Origin of the sequence: Hyalangium gracile (genome assembly GCF_020103725.1) — a bacterium.
In the GTDB taxonomy this organism is placed as follows: domain Bacteria; phylum Myxococcota; class Myxococcia; order Myxococcales; family Myxococcaceae; genus Hyalangium; species Hyalangium gracile.
In genome coordinates this window covers 705,377-729,107 of the sequence record NZ_JAHXBG010000002.1, presented here as the reverse complement: position 1 = coordinate 729,107, position 23,731 = coordinate 705,377, and the positions used below count along the sequence as shown (strand labels likewise).

Sequence of the window (23,731 nt, the reverse complement as noted above, 5' to 3'; positions counted from 1 at the left end):
CTCTCTTGCCCAACCGGCCCGCGTCCTTGTCGATCCATTCGACGGGATGGGGGCTGCCATCGAGGCCCGCCGCTGGGTGTGGCCGCTGCTCCTCCTTTGCTTCTCCGTGTCCCTGGCCGGTACCGCCTTCGCCCTGCGCTGGGACGCGGCTCCGGCCACCATCCAGCGCCTGGAGATGAGCGGGGAGATCGGCCGGTACTCCGAGAGCGAGCTCGCCGACGAGATCCAGACCTCCGCGCGCAAGGCCCTGGTGGGAGGCATCGCCAAGGGCGTGTTCGCCATGCCGCTGCAGGTGCTGCTGCTGGCCGCCGTGCTCTGGTTCGTCGCGTGGCTGTTCGGCACGCCCACGGCCTTCGGGCGCCTGATGACGGTGGCCGCCATCGCCATGCTGCCCATCGCCCTGTACCACCTCATCTTCGCTGCCTGCGCCGCGGCGCAGTACTCGATGAGCCTGGAGCGCGTGGCCACGCTGGTGCCCTCCAGCCTGGCGGCGCTCGGCGGGCTGTCCCCCAAGCTCCAGAAGGTGCTGGGCGCGGTGGACTTCTTCAACCTCTGGAGCGTGGGCCTGCTCGGGCTGGGGTTCTCCTCCGCCACGGGGATGCGCAAGAGCCGGGCCCTGCTGCTGGCCGTGGTGCTCTACGTCATGTTCGTGGGCGTCTTCGCCATCGGCCTGCCCGCCATGGGCGGTGGGCCCGGTGGCTCTGGTGGTCCGGGCGCGCGAGGTGGCCGATGAAGCCCCTGATGCTCGCCGCGCTGCTCGCCGCCGCTCCCCAGGCTCCGCAGGACGCCCCGGCCACTCCGGCCACTCCGGCCACTCCGGCCGCCAGCGCCCAGCCCGCCCCGCAGGTGATGCCCGCCCTGGGCACCGTCCCCATCACCCTGGCCGAGGTGCGCGCCCAGGGCCGGAAGAACACCCAGTCCCTGCTGGCCCTGCTCGATGTGACGCGCGGCGAGCAGGACATCCGCATCGCCCGGTCGGCCCTGCTGCCGCGGCTGAGCCTCTCCGCCAACGCGGGAGGCTCCTACACGGGCACCTCGCGCATCCTCACCCCCGTGCAGGATCCCGACACGGGCCAGCTCGTGCAGGTGCCTGGAGAGATCCCCGCGTCGACGACCCGGAGCTACGATCTCTCGGCCACCCTGACGCAGGTCATCTATGACCGGGCGCGCTGGAAGCAGCTCGAGCAGAGTGGCGCGACGGCGGAGGCGCTGCGCGGCCAGGCCGTGGACCAGGCGGATGCCGCCGAGCTGGAGGCCGTCAACCGCTTCTACGCGCTCTACCGCTCCCAGGCCACCATCCAGGTGCTGGCGGCCACCGTGCGGCGCAGCGAGGAGCAGCTCGAGCGCGCCCGGGCGCTCTTCCAGGCCGGTCGCGTGGGCCGAGGCGAGGAGCTGTCCGCCCTGGTGAACCTGGGCAACGATCGCATCACCCTGCTGCAGCGCCGCGGGCAGCTCGTGCAGGACCAGTCCCAGCTGGCCATCTGGCTGGCCCAGCCTGGCACCACGCCGCTGCTGGCCCAGGATCCCGGCATCCTCACCCTGGAGCCCGAGCCCGTGCCCTCCCTGGATGCCGCGCTCGCCGAGGCGCGCGATCGCCGCCCCCTCGTTCGCGCGCTCCAGGCGCAGGTGCGCGCCGCGGAGCTGGCCCGGGACGTCGCCTTCTCAGCCTACCTCCCGCGGCTGCTGGCCCAGGGCTCCTTTACCCGCCAGGGCTCCTCCACCCGCCAGGAGTTCGAGGGCACCGTCCTCACGGCGCCGCGCAGCCAGACAGCGGTGGCCGGCGGGGTGGGGCTGCAGTGGGACATCTTCGACGGCTTCGCCACCCCGGCCCAGGTGGCCCGGGCGGCGGCCTCGCAGCGGACCGCGGAGCTGAACCTGGCCCAGGTCGAGCGCGAGCTGGATGGCGCGGTGCGCGTCTCCATCGAGGCGCTGGCGGCCAACATCGACGCGACGCGGCTGGCGGCCGAGAACCGTCAGGCCGCGCTCCAGAGCCTGGCCCTCGCCGAGGAGCGCTTCAAGGCGGGCGCGGGCTCGACGCTCGAGGTGCGTGACGCGCAGCTCAACCTCACTCGCGCGGAGCTCACCTACCTGGAGAACCGAGTGGACGTGGAGATTGCCCGCTATTCGTTGATGCGGGCCATGGGCACCCTGAGCCCGGGAGAGACGAAATGAAGTGGTGGAAGGCAGTCATCGCTGGCGTGCTGTTCCTGGGGGCAGCGGCCATCACGGCGGGCGGGCTGAAGGATCGGCCTCCGCCGACGGTCGAGGTCCAGGTGTCCAAGGCCCGCAAGGGCACCATCACCCGCACCATCACCGGCGCGGGCAAGGTGCAGGCGGCCACCACCGTGAAGATCTCCTCCAACCTCTCTGGCGACCTGGTGGCGCTGATGGTGAAGGATGGCGATCGGGTGACGAAGGGGCAGGTGCTGGGGAAGATCGATCGCCGGCGCTTCGAGGCCTCGGTGAACCAGGCGCGCGCCGCGCAGAGCGCCGCGAAGGCGGAGGTCCAGGTCTCCGAGGTGGAGGCCCAGCGCAGCGCCGCCGAGTACGGCCGCGTCGAGGGGCTGGTGGCCAAGGGGCTGGCGTCCGCCGCGGAGCTGGAGCAGATCAAGGCCGCCAGGGACACCGCCGAGGCGCGCGTGGCCGCGGCCCGGCAGCGCTACGCGCAGGCCTCCGCCGTCTACGACGAGGCGGCCAGCAACCTGGCCAACACCACCCTCACCTCGCCCATCGACGGCAACGTCATCGAGCTGTCTCGCGAGGTGGGTGAGCGCGTGCGTGGCTCGGACTTCTCCGAGGACGTGGTGATGACCATCGCCGCGCTGAGCGCCATGGAGGTGAGGATCGAGGTGGGCGAGCACGAGGTGGTGCACCTCAAGCCCGGCCAGCCCGCCGAGGTCGCCGTGGACGCGCTGGAGGGCGACACCTTCCAGGGCTCGGTGGTGGAGATCGCCCAGAAGGCCCTCATCAAGAACCCGGGCACGGAGGCGGAGGTGACGACGTTCCCCGTCACCGTGGCGCTGGACTCGCGGCCCCCCGGCGTGCTCCCGGGCATGAGCGCGGAGGTGCGCATCTCCTCGGAGACGCACAACGACGCGGTGCTGGTCCCCATCCAGGCGGTGACGGTGCGCTCGGAGAAGACGCTGCCGGACTACAAGCCGCCCGTGGAGGGCGGGCTCACGGTGAAGCGCAAGACGGAGTCGCTGGCCAAGGTCGTCTTCGTGGTGGACGCGGACAACAAGGCGCAGGTGCGCCGCGTGCGCACCGGCATCGCCTCGGACACGGAGCTGGAGATCCTCGAGGGCCTGCAGGACGGGGACCGCATCGTCGAGGGCCCCTACCGCACGCTCTCCAAGGAGCTGAGCCACGGCGCCACCGTCAGCGAGCCCAAGCCGGGCGGCCCCGGGGGAATGAAGGGTGGGGGCAAGTCGTGACGACGGAGAGTGCTGTCGGCGACGGCCGGCTCATCCAGCTCCATGACATCACCCGCGTCTTCAGCGTGGGCGGTGAGGAGGTGCGGGCGCTGCGCGGCGTCTCCTTCGGCATCGCCAAGGGCGAGTGGGTGGCCATCATCGGCCAGTCCGGCTCGGGGAAGACGACCCTGATGAACATCCTGGGGTGCCTGGACACGCCCAGCAGCGGCCGCTACTTCCTCAACGGCAAGGACGTCTCGCGCATGAGCGATGACGAGCTGGCGGTCATCCGCAACAAGGAGATCGGCTTCATCTTCCAGACCTTCCAGCTGCTGCCGAAGGAGACGGCGCAGGCCAACGTGGAGCTGCCGCTGGTGTACCGCGGGACGCCGGCGCGCGAGCGCCGCGAGAAGGCGAGGGCGGCGCTGGAGAAGGTGGGCCTGGGCCACCGCATGCACCACCGGCCCAACGAGCTGTCCGGCGGTCAGCGCCAGCGCGTGGCCATCGCCCGGGCGCTGGTGGCCGAGCCCTCCATGCTCCTGGCGGACGAGCCCACGGGCAACCTGGATTCGGCCACGGGCGAGGAGATCGTCAAGCTCTTCGAGGAGCTGCACCGGGCGGGGCACACGCTGGTGCTGGTGACGCACGAGCCCAGGCTGGCGGCGCGCTGCCCGCGCGCGGTGCGCCTGAGCGACGGGCAGGTGGTGGCGGACGGGCCCGGCCGCGAGGTTGCGATGGCCATTCACGGGCTGCCCCTGGCGCAGGCGGCGGGTGGGGCATGAGCGTCTTCCGCGTGGACGTGCTGGAGGGCGCGCGCATCGCGCTCTTCTCCCTGAGGGCCAACCGGATGCGCACCGTGCTCACCACGGTGGGCATCGGCATCGGCGTGGCCACGCTGCTGGCCATCGTCGGCATCATCCAGGGGCTCAACTCCTCCTTCGACAAGCAGCTGGCCACCATCGGCGCCAACACCCTCTTCGTGTCCAAGTTCCCCTGGGTGATGAGCGGTGACTGGTGGGTGTACCGCAACCGCAAGAACTTCACCCTGCCGCAGGTGGAGCAGATCCGCGCCCAGTCCAGCTATGTCACCGCCATCTCGCCCATCGTGGGGCGCGCGGCGGACGTGGCCCACGGCTCGGAGCAGCTGTCCACCGTGGGCGTCAACGGGGTGAAGAGCGAGTACCTGGTCATCTCCGGCTATGAGGTGGTCCAGGGCCGCTTCATCACCGAGGCGGATGACGAGACGACTCGCCCCGTGGCGGTGCTCGGCGCGGACGTGGCCTCGGGGCTCTTCCCCAACATCAGCCCCATCGGGCAGACGATCCGCATCGAGAACCGGCCCTTCCAGGTGGTGGGCACGCTGTCGCGCAAGGGCAAGCTCCTGGACAACAACCAGGATCTCGTCGTGATGCTGCCCTTCAAGACGTTCTACGCGGTGTTCGGCAAGCAGCGCCCCTTCAGCATCTCCATGGCGGTGACCAGCGCGGAGGACGTGAAGAAGGCGGAGGATCAGCTCGTGGGCATCATGCGGCGCCTGCGAGGCACGCCCCCCGGCGAGCCGGACGACTTCGCCATCAACCGGCCGGAGATGCTGGCCAACACCTATCAGCAGCTCACCGGCGCGCTCTACGGCGTGGCGGTGGGCGTGGGCCTCATCACCCTGCTGGTGGGTGGTATCGGCATCATGAACATCATGCTCGTGTCCGTGCGCGAGCGGACGCGCGAGATCGGCATCCGCCGGGCGCTGGGGGCGCGCAAGCGGACCATCGTCGTCCAGTTCCTCATGGAGGCCTCGGCCGTGTCCGCGGTGGGCGGGGCGCTGGGCACCCTGGTGGGCCTGGGCCTGGCCAAGGTGGTGTCGCTCATCACCCCGCTGGCGGCGGACGTGCAGGTGCTCACCGTGGTGGGCGGCGTGGGCTTCGCGGCGGTGGTGGGGCTGCTGTTCGGCATCTGGCCGGCCGCGCGCGCGGCGAACCTCGATCCGGTGGAGGCGCTCCGCTACGAGTGAGCGGCGGACTCTATGCGAGCCTTCATCGACAACCTCCGGCTGGCCTTCGGGACGTTCCTGGGCAACCCGCTGCGCTCCCTGCTGACGCTGCTGGGCATCGTCATCGGCGTCACCACGGTCATCACGATGATGGCGCTCATCGAGGGCCTGCGCATCAAGGTGAACCGCGATCTGTCCCAGCTGGGGGCCAACACGTTCATGGCCACCAAGTGGCCCTCGGGGTTCGGGCGCTTCAACTGGGCGAAGTACGCCCGGCGACCGAACCTGACGCTGGACGACGCGCGCGCCATCCAGGAGTCGTGCCCTTCGGTGGGGGCTGTCGGCCCCGCGGATGACGAGGGCGGCCAGAAGGTGGCCACCTCCAACGAGGAGACGCGGCCCTCGGTGCGTGTCGTCGGAGCTACGCCCGAGTACCCGGAGACCAGCGGCGTCACCCTTGCTTCCGGGCGCTTCTTCACGGAGACGGAGGCGGTGGACGGGCGCAACGTGGCCGTGGTGGGCGTGGACGTGTCCGAGGCGCTCTTCCCCGGTGCGAATCCGCTCAACCACGAGATCCGCATCAAGGGGCGGAGCTTCACCGTCATCGGGGTGCTGCAGCGGCGCGGCAGCTTCCTGGGGATGATGAGCATGGACAACCTGGTCATCATGCCGCTGCGTACGTTCCAGCCCCTCTATGGGAAGAACCGCTCGCTGGATCTCAACATCCAGGCGCTCGAGCCCACGCTGGTGGACAAGGCGCAGGATGAGGTGTCGAACCTGCTGCGGCGCCGGCGCGAGGTGGGGCCCCAGGAGGAGAACAACTTCGAGGTCGTCACCAATGAGTCGATGACGCAGTCCTTCAACCAGCTCTCGCAGGTCATCACCATCGCGGGCTTCGGTGTGTGCCTGCTGTCGCTGGTGGTGGGCGGCATCGGCATCCTGAACATCATGTTGGTGTCGGTGACGGAGCGGACCAAGGAGATCGGCATCCGCAAGGCGCTGGGGGCACGCAAGCGGCGCATCCTGGGGCAGTTCGCCACCGAGGCGATCATGCTGGCGCTGGTGGGCGGAGCCATCGGGGTGGCGGTGGGCTTCGGCCTGGCGTTCCTGGGGCGGTGGATGCTGGGCTTCCCCACGGTGGTGCCTCCGTGGGCCGTGGCGCTGTCGCTGGGGATGAGCTCCGGCGTGGGCCTCATCTTCGGCATCTATCCGGCCTACCGCGCCGCGAAGCTGGATCCCGTGGAGGCGATGCGCTCGGAATGAGCTTCGGGAGGTGGGCCGCCGTGGCGATGGTCGTGTCCCTGGGGTGCGCGTCCCCCAGGTCGACGCCCCTTCCGCAGCCCCGCGCTCCCGCCCCGGTGCCTGCTCCCGCCGCCACGGGCGCCGACGCGACGGCCCCAGAGACGGAGGCCGTGAGCCCGGCGACGCCCGTGGCGGAGGGGTGCCCCTCCGTGCCTCCCATCGAGCTGGGCTCGTGCAAGGCGAACGGGCTGCGCTGCACCTACGCCGACACGCCGGAGTGCGGCGCCATCTGGGAGTGCTACCTCGGCCAGTGGTACGCGCGAGCCCGGGGAAGCTGCTCGTCCCAGTTCGAGGGCGTGTGTCCGCGGCAGGCCGGAGCGGCGCCCGAGGGCGTCTCGGCGCGCTCTGGCATCGTCTGCATCTATCCCGAGGGAGTGGCCTGCGCCTACCGCGCCGATCCCGTCCAGCCGGAGTGCAGCGGCGTGGCGCGCGCGCTTCCACCTCCGGCGCCTCCGACGTACCGCTGCGAGCCGCCCGGGCCCGCGGCCTGTGTGCTGGGAGGCTTCCGGCAGGGCGGACCCTGCGAGCCCGACGGGGTGTCCTGCGGTCCGGCCTGCTGCGGCCTGGGCGGAGTCTGCGTCCAGGGAGAGTGGCAGCTCGAGATGAGGCCCTGTCCCCAGTAGCCCCAGCGTCAGGGGCGGACCAGCCGCAGGAGCTCCTCGCGCCGCTGCCTGTCCGACTGGAAGATGGCCTCGCCGACGACCACGGCGGGCTGGAGCATGCTGCCGGACGTGAGCCACTGCAGGCTCTTGCGCACGCGCTCCGGTGTCCGGGCCAGGCCCTCGCGGGAGGGATCCTCTCCGAGCCGCAGGAGCAGCTCGCGAATCAGCTCCTCCGTGCTGGCGGCGCTCAGGTCTCGGGAACCCGTGGCGGTGTCCCGCGAGGCCGACGGCGCCTGCTCCCCTGGGGAAACGTCCTTCATGGCGCCTGCCATACCATCCGTGCGCCGCACTGCCTATGCCGACCTTCCAGGTCACCCGCGCAGCAGGAGCCCTCCGTCCACCACGAGCTCGGAGCCTGTCGTCCAGGGGGCCTGCAGCAGGTGCAGGACGGCCTGCACCACGTCCGCCGGGGTCCCCATGCGGCCCAGCGGGTGCAACTGGTGGAGCGAGCTCAGCTGGCGCTCGAGCAGCGCCTCCCGCTCGGCCGGAGAGGGCTCGGGGGCTCCCGGTGGGAGCCGGAGTTCGCGGACCATGTCGGTGTCCACCGCGCCAGGGCTCACGGCGTTGGCGCGGATGCGGCGAGGCGCACCGGCCATGGCCAGGGACTTCATCACGCTCAGGACACCCGCCTTGGACGCGCTGTAGACGGCCGTCGTATCGATGGGGCGGTGGGCCACGTTGGAGGAGATGAAGACCATGCCCCCGCCGGGCTCGAGCACGGAGAGGGCTTCCTCGCCCAGGCGCAGCGGCGCCACGAGGTTCACCTCGAGCTGCTCGCGCAGGGCGCTCTCGTCGATGTGGCCCAGGGGCTGATGGGAGACGACCCCCGCCGAGGCGACGAACCCGTCGAGCCCTCCCAGCAGATCCCTCGCGCGAGCGACGAGCCCCGTGCGCGCGGTGGGCGAGGTGAGATCGCAGGGCAGGGCGAAGGCGCGTCCCGGCCAGGCGGAGGCGAGCGCCTCCAGCCGTTCCACGCGCCGGCCCGTGACGACCACGCGCCCGCCCGCCCGCAGGAGTGCTTCGGCCACGGCCTGCCCGATGCCTCTTCCTCCTCCCGTGATGAGCACCTGACGGAGTCCGGGAGCCAGCGTGGACTCTCCTCCCTGTGCGTGGGAAGTGGGGCCCGTTGCCTGCTTCGTCTCCATGGGTTCTCCGGGAGGTTGTTCGTAGAGTGGGAAGAAAGGCGCCTGCCCTGGCACGCTACACGACCCTCGAGCTTTTCAAGGAAGCGATGAAGGTCTCCGCCGGCCACTTCACCATCTGCCTCCGAAGGGGCTCCTGTAGCGGGGGCCGCCGTCAGACGGACACGCCCTCGACGATGGCGTAGGGCGTGGGCGTCGGGATCGTGCGGTTCAGCTTGAAGCCGGCCGCCTCGAAGAGCGCGCCGAACTCCTGAGGCGTGCGCTCGCGCCCACCGAACTGGACCAGCATGATCATGTCCGTCACCTTGCTCACCATGCCCTTGTCCGGGGACGGATCGATGATCATCTCGAGGATCAGCAGCTTCTTGCCGGGCCCGCCCGCGGCGGTCCGCGCCACCTTGAGCATCCGGACCACGTCCTCGTCGGACCAGTTGTGGCAGATCTGCTTGAAGAGGTACGCGTCCCGCCCGGGTGGAAGCGCCTCGAAGAAGCTGCCGCCGACGAGCTCCGCGCGACCCGCGCGCTCCTGCTCCTTCAGGAGCCCCAGCTCGCGTGCCTGCTGGATGACGCTGGGCAGATCGAAGAGCGTGCCCTGGAGCCCTGGATGGGCCTGGAGGATCTTCGCCAGCAGGGTGCCCTGGCCTCCCGCCACGTCCACCAGGGTGCGGACGCCCGCGAAGTCATAGGACTTCAGGAGCGCGAAGTCGGGGAAGGGCGCCAGGCCCGTCATCGCCTCGGTGAACAGCCTGCCGAGCTCCGGCTTCTTCGAGAGCACCTCGAAGACGTTCGCATGGTCGATGAGCTCGTGGACCGGCTTGCCCGTCTTCACCGACTCGATCGAGCGGCTGTAGACCTCCGAGATCCACGGGCCTCCGAAGTACCGCACATACGAGCGCATCGAGTTGGGCGCATCCGAGCGGAGGTACTCGGACAGCGGGTTGTTGCGGAAGACCTGCTTCTCATCCATGGCGAAGATGCCCATCGATGCGAGCGCGCGGAGCACCCGGTACAGCGAGCCGGCGTGGGTTGCCGTGGCGGCGGCCAGCTCGTCGATGTGCCGCGGCCCCTGAGCGAGGTGATCGGCGATCCCCAGCTCCGCGGAGAGCCACACGTGCTTGCTCAGGAGCAGGGCGCCGCTCACCGTATTGGCGAGCAGGAAGTGGGGCGGGAGGGTAGGGCTGAACTGTTCCTGGATGACCTGGGTCGTCACTCCAGTGGGGGCGGGGGGCTGGATCGGCTGGGTAGGCTGGGTCATTTGGGGTTGTGAGCAATGACAGCGAGGAGCTGCGCGGCGACTCGGGGCCCTGCGGTGATCAGACGAAGCAGACCCCTTTCGCGCGGGTGCTGACAAGCTGGGTACGGCGAAACCCTACTCCAATGGAGACCTCGCACCCCGCCACCTGGGCACGCGCCCAGCGTCGGGGGCGGGGTGTGTCCTGGTGTGGAGTGATGGCCTGCTCTGTGTGCCGCCGATCACTTCCGCGAGGCAGCCGAGCGGTCGCGCACCGCGTCGAACTCGGAGCCCGGCTTCCACTCCGGCCAGCGGCTCGACGAGGCCAGCTCGCGGCCGATCTCATGGAGCAGCTGCACATCCTGGGCGGCACCGCGCAGATCCCAGTCGGCGCTCCACGCGTCGCAGGGCTGGTGGTAGCAGCGAGCGGTGTATTCGGCGACCCACCGGTCGCCAGCCTCCCTGCCTCCATTCACCAGGTCATGCCCCCCGCCCAGTCCCATGAGCAGCAACACTGGCACACCGCGTCGAGCCAGTGAGAAGTGGTCGGCGCGATAGAACAGGCCCCGCTCGGGCCTGGCGTCGGGCGTCACGGTGCGCCCCTGCCGCGCGGCGGCCTTGACGAGCTCGTCCTCCAGATCGTTCTGGCCGTGGCCGACCAGCACCACATCCCGGGACGGGCCCGCCGTCTGCAGGACATCCATGGTCATGTTCGCCACCAGGGTCTCCAGGGGCTGGAGCGGGTGTGCGCCGTAGTACTCCGAGCCGAGCAGGCCCGGCTCCTCGGCGGTCCAGGCGGCGAAGAGGAGCGAGCGCTCGGGCCGAGGCCCCTTCTGGAAGGCACGTGCGATCTCGATCATGCCCGCCAGGCCGATGGCGTCATCCACGGCGCCGCGGCGGATCTCGTCGCCCGAGGCATCCGGCGGCCCCAGCCCATAGGCATCCCAGTGGGCGGCGTACATGATCGACTCATGGGGGCGCTTCGTTCCTGGCAGGCGGCCAATCACGTTGTGGCTGTCAGCGCGCGTATGGGTCAGGCCGTAGTCGGCGGAGAGGCTGGCGCCCTTCAGGAGAATGGGGGTGAAGGTGGCCTTGCGCGCCTCGACCTTCAGCTTCTCGAGGTCCAACCCCGAGCGGGCGAAGAGCGCGACCGCGGCGTCGCGCTGGAGCCAGCCCTGCATGAGGACCTTCTCCTTGTCTGGCTGGGCCCGGACGATGTCGAAGCTCTGTCCGTTGCCGGCGATGACGGTGGACCAGCCATAGCCCGCGCCCGGTGTCTCGTGGACGATCAGTGCTCCGATGGCGCCACGCCGGGCTGCTTCCTCGAACTTGTAGGTCCAGCGGGCGTAGTACGTGGCCGCCTGTCCGCCAAACTTCCCACGGACGGCCTCGCCTTCCCTGGCCTCGAAGTCGGGATCGTTGATCAGGAAGACGGCGATCTTTCCCCGTAGATCGGTCCCCTTGAAGTCATCCCAGTCGCGCTCGGCCGCGGAGACGCCGTGGCCGACGAACACCAGCGGGGCCTTGTCTATCTTCACGCGCTTCACGGGCCGCTGGGTGTTGACCATCACCTCCTGGCCCTGCCGCGGCGAAGTCGTCTTGCCGCCAGCGGTCAGCCTCAGGGTGGGCTTGTCTCCCATCTGGAAGCGGATCAGCGGGACCTTCTGCGTCCAGCCACCGTTCTCGCCGCCGGGCTCGAGCCCCGCCTCCTGGAACCGACGGATGAGGTACTCCAGGGTCTTCTTCTCGCCCGGCCCGCCTGGCGCCCGGCCCAGGAACTCGTCGGAGGCGAGCACCTTGACGCTCTGCGACAGCCGGGCCGGATCGATGGGACCCGAGTCCTGTGCCTGCACGGCCCTCGAGCCCAGCAGGAGGGTGGCGACGGCGAGCGCGGAGAGGCGGGCATGCTTCGAAGCGTTCCAGGGAGCCATGGACAGTGGACCCTAGGACGAGCCGGAGCCTCTGGAAACAGACGTAACCCGGCGGCGGAGGTGGGGACCTGCGAACACTCGGGGAGAAAACCGCGTGCGGTGGATCGCTCGGGCTTATCAGGTGACGCCTCTCACGAGGAGGAACCATGGAGCGCTTCATCCCGCTGGTCGTGCTGCTGGGCCTTTCCACCGCTGCATCCGCGCAGGAGGCTCCGCCCGAGCCGCGCTTCCAGGCAAGCATCGTGGGCGAGCTGGGCTTCCTGGATGTGCACGCCAACTCGGTCCGCTACGGACAGGGCGGCTCGCTCTTCCGCTTCACCGAGGAGGGAGGCCAGGACAACCTCTTCCTCTCCACCCGGCTGAGCGCGGAGCTCTCGTGGCGCGGGCGGCACACCGCCGTGCTGTTGTACCAGCCGATCGATCTGCGGGGCGAGACGGTGCTGTCGCGTGACATCTCCTTCTTCGACAACAGCTTCCCAGCGGGGACACCCCTGGACGTCCGCTATGGCTTCTCGTTCTGGCGGGCGAGCTACCTCTACGACTTGCTCGCGGGGGCGGAGTGGGAGCTGGCGGTGGGCGCCTCGCTGCAGCTGCGCAACGCGGCGCTCACCTTCACCTCGGCGGATGGCCTTCGGCGCTGGTCCAGCCGGGATGTCGGGCCCGTGCCCGCACTGAAGGTGCGTGGACGCTACACCTTCAGCTCGGGGGCATGGCTCGGGCTGGAGGTGGATGGAATCTATGCCTCCGGGGGCTTGCTCAATCGGAACAATGAGGCGGATAGCTTCGACGCCGCGATCCTGGATGCGAGCGCGCGCGCCGGGATGCGTCTCACTCGTACGATGGATGTGTTCCTCAATCTTCGCTACCTGGGGGGTGGCGCACGCGGCACGGACGAGCAGGAGGCCGCGATGGGCCTGGGCGACGGCTACAGCAGCAACTGGCTGGATACGGCCAGCGTCACCCTGGGCTTCATCTACCGGTTGCCGATGGGGGACTGAGCCCGCGGGGTTCCCGAAGGCCGCGCCCGCTCCAGCTGCATCGTCTGTCTTTATCCCTCTCATGTGGGCGAGGGTCGCGAACTCCGAGCAGGGCATGTCTGGCTATTGTTATTGGTGTCTGAGATAGCACCTGTCCCAGATCAGGGACACTCTCCGGCGCCGCGAGAGCACCTGTCCCAGAAGAGGGACAGTCGCCCTGGCGCGAGGCTTCAGGGGCTCGCTGGGAGTAAGACAGTCACTGTCCCAGATCAGGGACAGTCGTGGCGTGACAGGAATTGGGAAGTCAACCGCAACTCTTGAATTGTCGATGAGATAATTCTTTCGGACCCCAAGTCCCCGTGCCAGTTGAAGCCCCCACTTCGAGGCCCCTGCCCATGAGCACCATTCGCAGCCTGACGAAGCCCACCACCCCCACGACGCAGCGCAGCACCCCGTCTTCTCCGCTGGAGAGCCTGCGGACGACCCAGACCCTGCTGCGCCAGATGACGGCGACCAAGGCGCAGGTTGCCGCACCGCGGCAGGATGGCTTCGAGACGACTCGCGCTGCTCCCATGGCGCTGGCCGAGACGCAGGCCCGCCCCTTCAAGGAGGTCCTGCCCGGTCAGGCCGCGGAGACGCCGGCCGAGGGTGCCACGCTGAGTGAGGCCGCGCTGGACCGGGTGCTCAACCACCTGGAGAGCAGCATCGGCCGCAAGCTGACGCCCAACGAGCGCAACGTCTGGAAGAACGAGGCCCGCGAGCTGTCCAAGAAGGGTGGCAGTGAGGACATCGTCTGGGGCCAGGCCTTCACCAAGTTCCACTCGGCGCAGCAGAACACCGGGCGCGGAGTGGATGTGCTGCCGGGCGCAGCCGCCGAGACGCCGGCGGAGGGTGCCTCGCTGAGTGAGGCCGCGCTGGACCGGGTGCTCAACCATCTGGAGAGCAGCGTTGGCCGCAAGCTGACGCCCCGCGAGCGCGAGGTGTGGAAGAACGAGGCGCGTGAGCTGTCCAAGAAGGGCGGCAGCGAGGACCTCATCTGGGGCCAGGCCTTCACCAAGTTCCACTCGGCGCAGCAGAACACCGGACGCGGAGTGGATGTGCTGCCGGGCGCGGCCGCCGAGACGCCGGCGGAGGGCGCCACCCTGAGTGAGGCCGCGCTGGACCGGGTGCTCAACCACCTGGAGAGCAGCGTCGGCCGCAAGCTGACGCCTCGTGAGCGCGAGGTGTGGAAGAACGAGGCCCGCGAGCTGTCCAAGAAGGGCGGCAGCGAGGACCTCATCTGGGGTCAGGCCTTCACCAAGTTCCACTCGGCACAGCAGAACACCGGACGGGGAGTGGATGTGCTGCCGGGCGCGGTTGCCGAGACGCCGGCCGAGGGCGCCACCCTGAGCGAGGCCGCGCTGGATCGGGTGCTCAACCACCTGGAGAGCAGCGTCGGCCGCAAGCTGACGCCCCGCGAGCGCGAGGTGTGGAAGAACGAGGCGCGTGAGCTGTCCAAGAAGGGTGGCAGCGAGGACCTCATCTGGGGCCAGGCCTTCACCAAGTTCCACTCGGCGCAGCAGAACACCGGACGCGGAGTGGATGTGCTGCCGGGCGCGGCCGCGGAGACGCCGGCGGAGGGGGCCACGCTGAGTGAGGCCGCGCTGGACCGGGTGCTCAACCACCTGGAGAGCAGCGTCGGCCGCAAGCTGACGCCCCGCGAGCGCGAGGTGTGGAAGAACGAGGCGCGCGAGCTGTCGAAGAAGGGTGGCAGCGAGGACCTCATCTGGGGCCAGGCCTTCACCAAGTTCCACTCGGCGCAGCAGAACACCGGGCGCGGAGTGGATGTGCTGCCGGGCGCGGCCGCGGAGACGCCGGCGGAGGGCGCCACGCTGAGCGAGGCCGCGCTGGACCGGGTGCTCAACCACCTGGAGAGCAGCGTCGGCCGCAAGCTGACGCCCCGCGAGCGCGAGGTGTGGAAGAACGAGGCGCGCGAGCTGTCGAAGAAGGGCGGCAGCGAGGACCTCATCTGGGGCCAGCTCTTCACCAAGTTCCACTCGGCCGAGCGGAACGGCTGATTCACTCGAGGCGACCGGTCTTCTCGATCTGGGCTCGGACCAGCTCGGCGTAGGCCCCCCGCCGCAAGAGCAGCTCCTCGTGACGGCCAGCTTCCACGAGCTGGCCGTCATTCATCACCAGGATCAGATCCGCGTCCACCACCGTGCTCAGCCGGTGCGCGATGACGATGCGCGTGCAGCGCAGGGAGGCCAGCGCCTGCTGGACCTGGCTCTCCGTGATGGCGTCGAGCGCACTCGTCGCCTCGTCCAGCAGCAGCACAGCCGGGTTGTGCACCAGCGCCCGGGCCAGCGCCAGCCGCTGACGCTGTCCGCCAGAGAGGGACGCGCCGCGATCCACCAGCGGTGTGTCGTAGCCCATCGGCATCGCCATCACGTCATCGTAGAGCCTCGCCAGCCGGGACGCCTCGATGATGGGCTCCATGGGAAGCGTGGGATCCCTCAGCGCGATGTTCGCCCGCAGCGTGGTGCTGAAGAAGGCCGGCTCCTGCGGGACGACGCCCATCTGGCCGCGCACCGACTGCAGATCCAGATCGCCCAGATCCGCGCCGTCATAGAGGACCCGCCCCGCGGTGGGCAGGTACAGGCCCAGCAGCAGGTTGGCCAGCGTGCTCTTGCCCGCCCCCGAGCGTCCCACGATGGCCACGAACTGCCCCGGCTGGATCTGGACCGAGACATCCTTCACCACCAGCGGTGACGTGGGCGCGTAGCGGAACGAGACGCGATCCAGCTCGATGCCGCCCTTCAGCCGGGCCGGCTGGCCGGGCTTCGCCGGATCCCGCTCGGGCGGCGTGTCGAAGACGTCATCGATGCGCTCGACATAGCTGCCCAGGAGCTGGAGCTGGCTGCCCGTGCTCACCAGGTTGGACAGCGGCACCAGCAGCGCGCCCGCCAGGGCGGTCATCCCCAGCATCGTCCCCAGCGTCATCTTCCCGCTCAGTACCTGCAGCGCGCCGAAGCTCAGCAGCACCAGCGGGGCCGCCACGCGCAGGCACCCGTTGAGCGCCTCCACCCAGGCCGTCAGCCGGCCCCGCCGCAGCGACACGTTGAGCACGTTCACGAACAGCTCCGAGAAGCGCTGCACCGCCTGGTGCTCCACGCCGAACGCCTTGAGCGTCTGGATGCCCGTGAGCATCTCCACCTGGTAGCTCTGGCTCTTGGCCTCCACCTCCAGGCTCTCCGACATCAGCGTGCGCTGTCGCTTCGTGGAGAACACCAGGATCAGCACCTGCAACAGCCCCAGCCCCAGGACGATCAGCGCCAGCACCGGGCTCACCACGAACATCAGCACCAGGTAGAGCACCACGAGCGCGCCGTCGAGCAGCCCCGAGATCGCGCTGGAGGAGAGGATCTCCCGCACCGTCGCGTTGCTGCTGAGCCGCGCCAGCAGATCGCCCGCCGCCCGCACCTGGAAGAAGGACCAGGCCAGCCCCACCATGTGCTCCACGAAGCCCAGCGTCATGTTCGAGTCCAGCCGCGTGCGCAGCTCCAGCAGCAGGTGGCTGCGGATGAGCGTCGTGAGGAACTGGAAGCCCGTCAGCGCGATCAGCCCCGCCGCCACCACGCCCAGCAGGTGCACGTCCCCTCGGGGGACCACCCGGTCCACCACCAGCCCCGTGAGCACGGGGATGGCCAGCGCGAAGAGCTGGAGCACCAGCGACATCACCAGCACCCGCGTCAGCGTGTGCGACTGCTGGAGCACCTGCAGCGCGTAGCGCGAGGCGTTCCGCGGCCGCGCCTTGCCCGTCTCGAAGTTCTCCCCAGGCTCCAGCAGCAGGGCCACGCCCGTGAAGGACTGGCGGAAGCGCTCCATCGGCACGCGCCGCCGGCCCTGGCCCGGGTCCACCAGGTGGACAGCGTCCTTGCCCAGGCGCTCGAAGACCACGAAGTGCGAGAACTGCCAGTGCAGGATGGTGCCCGGCGGCAGGTACTTCAGCGCCTCCTCGTCGATGGACACGCCGCGCCCGCGCAGCCCGAACGTGCGCGCCGTGCGCAGGATGTCCAGCGCCGACACTCCGTCCCGCGCCACCCCCATGGACTGCCGCACCTCCTCCAGCCGCACCGGCCGGCCGTGGAAGCCCAGCACCATGGCGATGCAGGCCGCGCCGCACTCCGTCTCCGAGAGCTGGCGGACGATCGGGATGCGACCCTTCACCCGCGCCTGGAGGTTGCGCAGGGCCGGGAAGCGGTCGGCCAGCCCTACGACGTTTGCTTCAGCGGTCCTCATGTCCCATGGCTCCCTTCAGGCCCGGCACCAGCGCCACGAGGATGCGCTCCGCACGCACCCGCGCGTCCGCTCGCGCCAACATCCCGTCGAAGTAGTTGAAGGTCCGGCCCTTGCTCGTGAACGTGGAGGAGGGGAGCCGCGCCCTCACCAGCACCATCGGCCCCTCGAGCTCCAGCGCGTCCGCGATCTCCGGGCCCAGGAAGCGCCGCACCTCGGCCGGCCCGACGATCTGGTCTCCCACCGAGTCGATGCTGAAGGTGTGGTACTCGTGGTGGAAGCCGCTCAGCTCCACCCGCAGCGAGCGCCCCCGCTCGAGCGTCGGCCGATAGCCACCCGGCAGCAGCGCCACCAGCGACACCGTCACGTCGTCGCCCACCACGGAGACGACGCTCTGCCCGGGCGTCACATACTGGCCAGGGCGGATCCGCAGATCGCTCACCACGCCCGCCTGGGGCGCCCGCAGGGTCCGCGCCTGCTGCCGCGCCATGGCCAGCTCTCGCTCCGCGCGCAGCGAGGTCAACGTCTGCCGCGCGCTCTCGTCCGAGGGATCCCTCAGCACCCGGATGAGCTGGAGATCGAACTCGCGCTCGATGCGCTCCAGCGAGACCGTCTCCTCCTGCGAGTGGAAGCTGACCAGCGCCTGCCCCTGCTCCACCCGCTGCCCGGGGCGGACCTCGACGCTCGACACGATGCCCGGCAGGTCCACGGTCAGGTGGCTCTGGCCCTCCACCTTCACGATGGCCGGCCCGGAGGCGTACTCCGGCAGCGTGCCCAGCAGCGAGTACACCAGCGCCGCGAGCAGCAGCCCCAGCAGCGTCCAGTACGTCCACCGGGTCCACGACGGGGAGATGCGCAGGACGTCTCCGTCCTGCTGCGCGCCCTCGTGATGGCGCAGCGCTTCCTCTCGGAAGATCTTCGAGCGAACGGCTTCCATGTCTCTTGCTCCTGGCCGGCCGTGCGGGGGCACGTGCTCCGGCTCGCGGTGAAGGCCTACGGCCCGCTCCGCGTCGGGGTGGGGCCGCCGGACTCGAGCTGCACGACGTTCCCCTGCGCCGGGCCCGGCCGGACCCGGGCCACCATGCCGGTGGCGACCGTCTCCGGTGGCGGCGCGTCGAAGGCGGCGACGGCGAAGACCAGGCGGGCCGCCGCGTCCACCTCGGGAGTGATGCTCTCCACGTGCCCGGCGAGCGTCACCGCCGGTTGCTCGACGGTCAGCCGCAGCGGCGAGCCGGGCGCGAGCCGACGTGCCTCCTCCTCGGGGACGGCGAAGCGGATCTTCTGGCCTCCCGTGCCCAGCACGCGGAGGACCGGCTGTCCCGCGGCGACTCGCGCCCCCGGGCTCACGGGCCGCGTGGCCACGACGCCATCGAAGGGCGCCACGAGCGTGGCCTCGCTCACGTTCTGCTCCAGCTCCTTGGCGCGCGCCTGCTGCTCCCGCGTCCGGGCCCGGGCCGCCTCCAGGCGCGCCAGGGCCGTGTTCTCCTGGTAGCGGATCCTGGCCAGCTCCTCCTGGGAGTAGACCCCCAGCTCCAGGGAGCGCGGGGTGAAGTACCGCTGCTTCTTCTCACGAGCCTCCGCGAGCGCCAGGCCGGCGGCCTGCTCCTCCGCTCGTGAGCCCTGCAGCGTGGCCCGCGCGGCCGCCAGATCCTGCTCCAGCGGGCGCACGTCCAGCCGCGCCAGGACGTCGCCCTCGCGGACGGCGTCTCCCACGTCGACGGTCAGCTCCTCCAGCCGGCCCTCGAACTTCGAGGTCAGGTCCACCGAGTCATGCGGGATGACGACGCCCAGGAAGGCCGCGGAAACGCCCGCGCGGGGAGCCCCACCGTCCGACGCCGGGACGGGCGATGGAACCTCCCCGCGCCGGGCCTCCGCTGCCGTGGCGGGCGACGTGGCCGCGAGCCCGCCCAGGCAGCAGAAAGTCAGCGCCATCCTCCGTGTCCATCCCCATCGCTCCATCCGGTGCGCTCCCTGGCAGATCCAAGGGGAGGGAGGTGGCTCGGGCGGGTTGTGACGGAGGCGCGCCGCTCCTCGGGCGCAGGGAGCCTTGCGACCGGGCGCTCAGTCGCCGCGCAGGACGCTCTTCCCCAGCGGTGGCACACGCAGTCAGACCGAAAAGGAGCACCTAGAGCAGACGGGCCCAGGCAGCCATGGGGGGACAGAGGGTGACATGTGAGGTCCGTGAGGTGGTTCCGTGCCGCGGGAGCCACCGGAACGAAGGGGTATGATGCCCACCATGCGAGAGGGCACCGTCTCCATACAGGCCGTGGCCACCCTGGTCGAAGCCATTGAAACAATGGGCATTTCGCACGAGGCGCTCCTGCGCACGGTGGGGATCGATCCCGCGTCGCTCCAGGCTCATGACGGCCGTCTTCCGCTGGCCCCCGCGCTGGGGATCTTTCGCGAGCTGGAGCGGCACTCGGGTGACTCCACGATCGCCCTGCACATGGTCGAGCGCATGCGGCTCACGGCCGCTGGCATCAACCTCTATCTGTTCCGCGCCAGCCCGACCCTGCGCTCCGCCTTCGAGCGCCTCGTGCGCTACATCCCGCTGATCAACGATTGCCTGGAGATGGAGCTGGAGGTGCGCGGCCCCCAGGCGTTCGTCCGCTGGGGTATCAAGGGACGCGCAGCTCCGCGCCTGCCTCAGCTGTCCGAGTTCTACGCGGGCATGGTGCTCAGGGCCGGGCGGGAGTCCACGCTGACGCCCTGGAGCCCTCAGGAGGTCCGCTTCCGGCATCCCCCCATCGAGCCGCATGCCGAGCGCGAGCGCATCCTGGGCGGTCCGGTGCGCTTCGGCTGCTCTCTCGACGAGATCGTCCTTCCGAGCTCGTTGCTGGACCTGCCGCTCCGCGAGCGGGATCAGGTGCTCCTCTCGGTGATGCAGCGCCACGCCGATGCGCTGCTGCGGAAGGTGAAGCCCCGGACGCTCCGCGAGCGGGTTCGAGCCGTGCTGGTCGATCTGCTCCCGGAAGGGCGCTCGTCACTGGAGGAGGTGGCGGCGGCGATCAGCGCCAGCCCGCGCACCCTCCAGCGGGATCTTCAGCAGGAGGGCACGTCGTTCACCGCGGAGCTCGATGCCGTCAAGCGCGAGGTGGCGGAGCACTACATCACCGCCAGCAGCATGGAGATCATCGAGGTGGCCTTCATCGCCGGCTTCACGGAGCTGAGCGCGTTCTACCGGGCCTTCCGTCGCTGGACGGGGACTACTCCCGGCGAGTACCGCCGCCAGCACGCTCCAGCGGGCTGAGCCGTGTTGGCTCAGGGGTTGCCGCGTGGGCCTGGTGCCACTCGGAGCAGTGCGAGGGGATGATCTCCAGTCCGGGCTCCCTCAGGGACAGCGCGTGGAGGGCCTCCAGCGTGCGTCGGGTCTCCCGGGCGCTGTCGACGATGAGGTTCGCGGCGGGATTCGGTGGGCGCAGCTCCCGGAACGAGCGCGAGGTCCACGCCGCGTCCGCGACCAGGAAGGCACGGCGGCCCTCCTCGGTGTGCACCCACAGCCCGAGCTGCCCGGCGGCATGTCCCGGCAGGCGGACCAATCGCGCGCTGCCATCGCCGAAGAGATCGTACGTGGCGCCGAAGTCGGCGACAGGAGCTCCGGTGAAGTCTTCCGGCTCCAGCAGCATGGCGCGCTGCTCGAAGTCCTCGGGGAGCAGATCCGGGAGGAAGCCGCGCAGCAGACGTCCGAGGGCACCTCGCTCGCTCACGGCCGCGTAGGCCTCACGCGTGGCCAGGTAGCGAGCCCGCGGGAAGTCACGCGCCCCCGCGATGTGGTCCGCGTGGAAGTGGCTGAGGATGACGGTCCGCACCTCGTGGGGTGGGATGCCGAGGGCCGCGAGCTGGGCCACGGCCGTCTCGCCCGTCTCCAGCCGCATGGGAGTCAGGCGACGGTAGAGGCTCGCGGGGAAGGTGGCGGTGGCCGCGAGGAAGCGCGGCGTATACCCCGTGTCGAAGAGCGCCACGCCGCCCTCCGGGTGGCGGAGGATCGCGAAGAGGGCCGGGAACGCCGCGGGCCGGAGCGGCGCTCCGCGCACCACCATGGCCTCGGGGTGGAAGCAGCGCCCCGCGTATCTCACCTCCATGCGGACCCGGCTCATGCGTGCTCCTCGCGGAAGGCGGCCAGCGTGCGCGCCAGGCCCTCGTCCAGGCTCACTCGGGGCGCGTAGCCCAGCTCCCGCCGCGCGGCCGTGATGTCCAGCGTCTGGTTCACTCCCACCAGGGACACCGTGTAGCGCGTGAGCGGCGGCTCTCCCAGGGCCGGCACCAGGCGGTACAGCGCCTCCAGTCCGGCCGCCACGGTGCGCGCCACCGCCAGGGGAACGCGTCGCGTGGGAGGCGCGATCCCGAGCCCCTCCAGTGCCCGACGGATGAAGTCCCAGACCCGGATGGGCTCTCCGTTGGTGATGAAGTACGTGCGCCCCGAGACGCCAGCCGCATCTCTCGCCAGCAGCGCCGCGTGGACCACGTTCTCCACGTAGGTGAAGTCCTGCACGTTGTCTCCCGAGCCGATGATGGATAGCCGCTTCGCTCGGGCCCTCGCCACCAGCAGGGGGAGGATGCCTGGATCTCCCGGCCCGAAGATCCCTCGCGGTCGGAGGATGATCGTCTCGATGCCTCGCGCGGCGCGGACCAGCTCCTCGGCACGGGCCTTGGTCTCTGAGTAGTCGCCGAGGAAGCGCGAGGGGAGGGGCGCGTCCTCGGTGAGGTTCCAGCCGTCCCGTCCCTCGAAGACGACGCTCGAGGAGGAGATGTGCACGAAGCGCCGGACGCCCGCCGCGCGCGCGGCCTCCAGCACGTTCCGGGTGCCCTCGACGTTGACTCGCACGAAGTCCTCGCGCCGGCCCCAGGCCTTGGAGAGGGCCGCGCCGTGAATGACGGCTCGCGCTCCCCGGCATGCGGCCTCGAGCGCCCGTGCATCTCCCAGGTCCGTGACGGCCTTGCGGCACAGGGGCTCCACCAGCGGCGGGAAGCGCGAGAAGTCCCGGCCCACGGCCACCACGGACTCTCCCCGGGCGACCAACGCGGCGCACAGGTGGCGCCCGAGAAAGCCCGTGGCCCCCGTCACCACCGTGGGCTCGCTCCCGCGCTCCTGCTCGCCCGTGCCCTCCCGTGGCTCCGTCACTTCAGCTTCTCCGCGGCCCAGCGCGACAGCTCGTGTCGGAGGATCTTCGCCTGGTGGCGCACGTCCAGTGGGAGCTCGCGGTGGAACAGCACGTCGCGCACTCCGCTCGCCTGGGCGTATCTGGCTCCGAGCGCGAGCAGCTCCTGGGTGAAGGTGTTTCGGGCCGCCTTCGTCCAGGGCCACTGCCCGGCCCGGGGCTGCACCACCAGCACCGCGCGCTGGTGGGGACGCTCGCCCACGCCCACCAGCGCCACCCGCTCCACGCGGGGATGCGCGGCGAACACCGGCTCCACGCACGCGGTGAGCAGCCGTCCCTCGGGCGTCTCCACCCGCTCGGTCTTCCGCCCGCAGAACCACAGGCGGCCCTGCTCATCCAGGTAGCCCAGGTCTCCCATGCGGTGCCAGGCGCCCCCGGGATCCGGAACCTGCGCGAGCGCATCCGCCTCCGGGCGACCGAAGTAGCCGGAGGCCACCACGCCACCTCGGACACACACCTCGCCCACCTCGCCGGCAGGCAGTGCCGCGGGCAGTCGCTCCAGGGGCGCATCCGTCACGGGCACGATGCGCACCGAAACCCCCGGCACGGGCGGGCCCACCAGGGAGCCTCGCTCCGTGCGCTCCCGCTCCGCCTCGAGCAGGCTCTCGCGGGTGCTCACGCCGGTCAGCGGCAGGGCCTCGGTGGCGCCGTAGGCCGTCAGCGCCTCCCGTCCGAGCGCCAGCTTCCCCGAGCAGGCCCGGAGCAGCTCCGGGGGCACGGGCGCGCCGCCGAGCATCAGGAACCGCAGGGAGGGCAGGGTGCCGCCCGTGGCCTCCAGGTGCCGCATGATGCGGCCCCACACCGTGGGCGAGCCGAAGCCGAGAGTGACTCGCCAGCGGCGGATGGCCTCCACCAGCCGGGCCGCATCCACCGCGGCCGGACGCGCCACATCCATGTCCGGTAGCACCACGGAGCAGCCCAGCCCCGGGCCCAGCAGCGCCAGCGGCGGCAGCAGCGCGAGGAAGCAGTCACCCTCCCGAAGCGAGGCCAGCTCTCGCAGCGTGTCCACCTGCGCCTCGAGGACGCGGTGGGGAAAGACGACGCCCTTGGGCACGCCCGTCGCGCCCGTGGTGAAGGCGATGAGGGCGGGATCCTCCGCCCGGCGGGCAACGGCGGTGAAGGGGACCGGCTCGCCTTCCAGCAGCGAGGCGTAGCGCACCGTGCCGGGGAAGGCTCCGAGCGATACGGACAGGCGCACGCTCCGGAAGGCGCTCGGCCGGGTCCAGCGCAGCGCATGCAGCAGGCGCACCGCCACCATGCCCACCGGCGCCACCGCCTCCACGCAATCGAGCAGGCGCTTGCGCCCCATCCCTGGATCGATGAGCACCGGCACCGCCCCCAGCGACAGGAGGCCAAACGCCAGCGCGACGAAGTCCAGCCCGGGCCGGACCATGAGGAGGATGCGATCCCCGGGGGCCACGCCCCTCGCCGCCAGCCCTCGGGAGAGTCTGGCCGCACGCTCGGCGAGCACTCCCGCGCTCACCGTCTCGCCGGTGCGAGCCAGGTGCAGGGCCGGTGCGGTCGGTGCGTGCGTCGCGAGCCGCTCCAGGTAGCGCGCCACATTGATCGGGGGCGCTTGCGGGAGAGTTCGAGCCTGGCCGCTCATGGCGGGTTCACGGGGAGGAGGGGAGTCATGTGCGTGTCGATGC

20 protein-coding genes are annotated in these 23,731 nt (G+C 70.6%); 10 read left to right on the top strand and 10 right to left on the bottom strand.

The genetic code is table 11. From position 1 onward, the window contains the following. Positions 1-46: 46 nt before the first annotated feature. Genes KY572_RS06480 through KY572_RS06450 form a run of 7 tightly spaced genes read left to right on the top strand, consistent with a single transcriptional unit; the run spans position 47 to position 7,325 of the window. Complete coding sequence (locus tag KY572_RS06480; RefSeq protein ID WP_407659898.1) at positions 47-733, top strand: YIP1 family protein; 687 nt, start codon at positions 47-49, stop codon at positions 731-733. Continuing rightward, positions 730-2,172 carry a TolC family protein gene (locus KY572_RS06475; RefSeq protein WP_224241434.1) on the top strand — a complete coding sequence of 481 codons (1,443 nt, stop codon included), beginning with the start codon at positions 730-732 and terminating at the stop codon, positions 2,170-2,172. The genes KY572_RS06480 and KY572_RS06475 overlap by 4 nt, the downstream gene beginning before the upstream one ends. Then, positions 2,169-3,434, top strand: a complete 1,266-nt coding sequence (locus KY572_RS06470; RefSeq protein WP_224241433.1) for an efflux RND transporter periplasmic adaptor subunit — start codon at positions 2,169-2,171, stop codon at positions 3,432-3,434. The genes KY572_RS06475 and KY572_RS06470 overlap by 4 nt, the downstream gene beginning before the upstream one ends. After that, positions 3,431-4,195: an ABC transporter ATP-binding protein gene (locus tag KY572_RS06465; RefSeq protein WP_224241432.1), complete on the top strand. Its 765-nt coding sequence runs from the start codon at positions 3,431-3,433 to the stop codon at positions 4,193-4,195. The genes KY572_RS06470 and KY572_RS06465 overlap by 4 nt, the downstream gene beginning before the upstream one ends. Then, positions 4,192-5,421: an ABC transporter permease gene (locus KY572_RS06460; RefSeq protein ID WP_224241431.1), complete on the top strand. Its 1,230-nt coding sequence runs from the start codon at positions 4,192-4,194 to the stop codon at positions 5,419-5,421. The genes KY572_RS06465 and KY572_RS06460 overlap by 4 nt, the downstream gene beginning before the upstream one ends. A gap of 12 nt (positions 5,422-5,433) precedes the next feature. After that, positions 5,434-6,663 (top strand): ABC transporter permease, encoded by a 1,230-nt coding sequence (locus KY572_RS06455; protein WP_224241430.1) that lies wholly within the window; start codon positions 5,434-5,436, stop codon positions 6,661-6,663. Further along, on the top strand, positions 6,660-7,325 hold the full coding sequence (locus KY572_RS06450; protein WP_224241429.1) for a hypothetical protein: 666 nt from the start codon (positions 6,660-6,662) through the stop codon (positions 7,323-7,325). The genes KY572_RS06455 and KY572_RS06450 overlap by 4 nt, the downstream gene beginning before the upstream one ends. Positions 7,326-7,333: 8 nt before the next feature. Here KY572_RS06450 and KY572_RS06445 read toward each other — a convergent pair whose 3' ends face one another. The 4 genes from KY572_RS06445 to KY572_RS06430 form a co-directional block, all read right to left on the bottom strand. Continuing rightward, positions 7,334-7,624, bottom strand: coding sequence for a GTP cyclohydrolase I (locus tag KY572_RS06445; protein ID WP_224241428.1), 291 nt, complete (start codon positions 7,622-7,624; stop codon positions 7,334-7,336). Positions 7,625-7,675: 51 nt separating this feature from the next. Next, positions 7,676-8,509 carry an SDR family NAD(P)-dependent oxidoreductase gene (locus tag KY572_RS06440; RefSeq protein WP_224241426.1) on the bottom strand — a complete coding sequence of 278 codons (834 nt, stop codon included), beginning with the start codon at positions 8,507-8,509 and terminating at the stop codon, positions 7,676-7,678. Between the two features lie 151 nt (positions 8,510-8,660). Next, complete coding sequence (locus tag KY572_RS06435; RefSeq protein ID WP_224241424.1) at positions 8,661-9,761, bottom strand: acetylserotonin O-methyltransferase; 1,101 nt, start codon at positions 9,759-9,761, stop codon at positions 8,661-8,663. Positions 9,762-9,979: 218 nt separating this feature from the next. Further along, positions 9,980-11,668 carry a M28 family metallopeptidase gene (locus KY572_RS06430; protein WP_224241422.1) on the bottom strand — a complete coding sequence of 563 codons (1,689 nt, stop codon included), beginning with the start codon at positions 11,666-11,668 and terminating at the stop codon, positions 9,980-9,982. A 146-nt stretch (positions 11,669-11,814) separates the two neighbouring features. Here KY572_RS06430 and KY572_RS06425 point away from each other — a divergent pair, with 146 nt between their 5' ends. Together KY572_RS06425 and KY572_RS06420 are read left to right on the top strand one after the other, a co-directional pair. Continuing rightward, positions 11,815-12,666 carry a hypothetical protein gene (locus KY572_RS06425; RefSeq protein WP_224241420.1) on the top strand — a complete coding sequence of 284 codons (852 nt, stop codon included), beginning with the start codon at positions 11,815-11,817 and terminating at the stop codon, positions 12,664-12,666. Positions 12,667-13,040: 374 nt separating this feature from the next. Next, the gene (locus tag KY572_RS06420) at positions 13,041-14,702 is read left to right on the top strand and encodes a hypothetical protein (RefSeq protein WP_224241418.1); all 1,662 of its coding nucleotides are present in this window, start codon (positions 13,041-13,043) and stop codon (positions 14,700-14,702) included. A 1-nt stretch (position 14,703) separates the two neighbouring features. Here KY572_RS06420 and KY572_RS06415 read toward each other — a convergent pair whose 3' ends face one another. Genes KY572_RS06415 through KY572_RS06405 form a run of 3 tightly spaced genes read right to left on the bottom strand, consistent with a single transcriptional unit; the run spans position 14,704 to position 18,855 of the window. After that, positions 14,704-16,926, bottom strand: a complete 2,223-nt coding sequence (locus KY572_RS06415) for a peptidase domain-containing ABC transporter (RefSeq protein ID WP_224241416.1) — start codon at positions 16,924-16,926, stop codon at positions 14,704-14,706. Next, complete coding sequence (locus KY572_RS06410; protein ID WP_224241414.1) at positions 16,913-17,860, bottom strand: HlyD family efflux transporter periplasmic adaptor subunit; 948 nt, start codon at positions 17,858-17,860, stop codon at positions 16,913-16,915. Before KY572_RS06410 ends, KY572_RS06415 begins: the two co-directional genes overlap by 14 nt. 56 nt (positions 17,861-17,916) lie before the next feature. Beyond that, positions 17,917-18,855: an efflux RND transporter periplasmic adaptor subunit gene (locus tag KY572_RS06405; RefSeq protein WP_224241411.1), complete on the bottom strand. Its 939-nt coding sequence runs from the start codon at positions 18,853-18,855 to the stop codon at positions 17,917-17,919. A gap of 292 nt (positions 18,856-19,147) precedes the next feature. Here KY572_RS06405 and KY572_RS06400 point away from each other — a divergent pair, with 292 nt between their 5' ends. Next, positions 19,148-20,173: an AraC family transcriptional regulator gene (locus KY572_RS06400; protein WP_224241409.1), complete on the top strand. Its 1,026-nt coding sequence runs from the start codon at positions 19,148-19,150 to the stop codon at positions 20,171-20,173. On the opposite strand, the gene KY572_RS06395 is transcribed toward KY572_RS06400, so the two are convergent. The 3 genes from KY572_RS06395 to KY572_RS06385 are packed head-to-tail and all read right to left on the bottom strand — an operon-like array spanning position 20,130 to position 23,688. Continuing rightward, positions 20,130-21,020 carry an MBL fold metallo-hydrolase gene (locus KY572_RS06395; RefSeq protein WP_224241407.1) on the bottom strand — a complete coding sequence of 297 codons (891 nt, stop codon included), beginning with the start codon at positions 21,018-21,020 and terminating at the stop codon, positions 20,130-20,132. The two genes, KY572_RS06400 and KY572_RS06395, sit on opposite strands and share 44 nt — an antisense overlap. After that, positions 21,017-22,045 (bottom strand): NAD-dependent epimerase/dehydratase family protein, encoded by a 1,029-nt coding sequence (locus KY572_RS06390; RefSeq protein ID WP_224241405.1) that lies wholly within the window; start codon positions 22,043-22,045, stop codon positions 21,017-21,019. Before KY572_RS06390 ends, KY572_RS06395 begins: the two co-directional genes overlap by 4 nt. Beyond that, a complete protein-coding gene (locus tag KY572_RS06385; RefSeq protein WP_224241403.1) occupies positions 22,042-23,688 on the bottom strand; it encodes a fatty acid CoA ligase family protein in 1,647 nt (548 codons plus the stop codon). Before KY572_RS06385 ends, KY572_RS06390 begins: the two co-directional genes overlap by 4 nt. Positions 23,689-23,731: the final 43 nt, after the last annotated feature.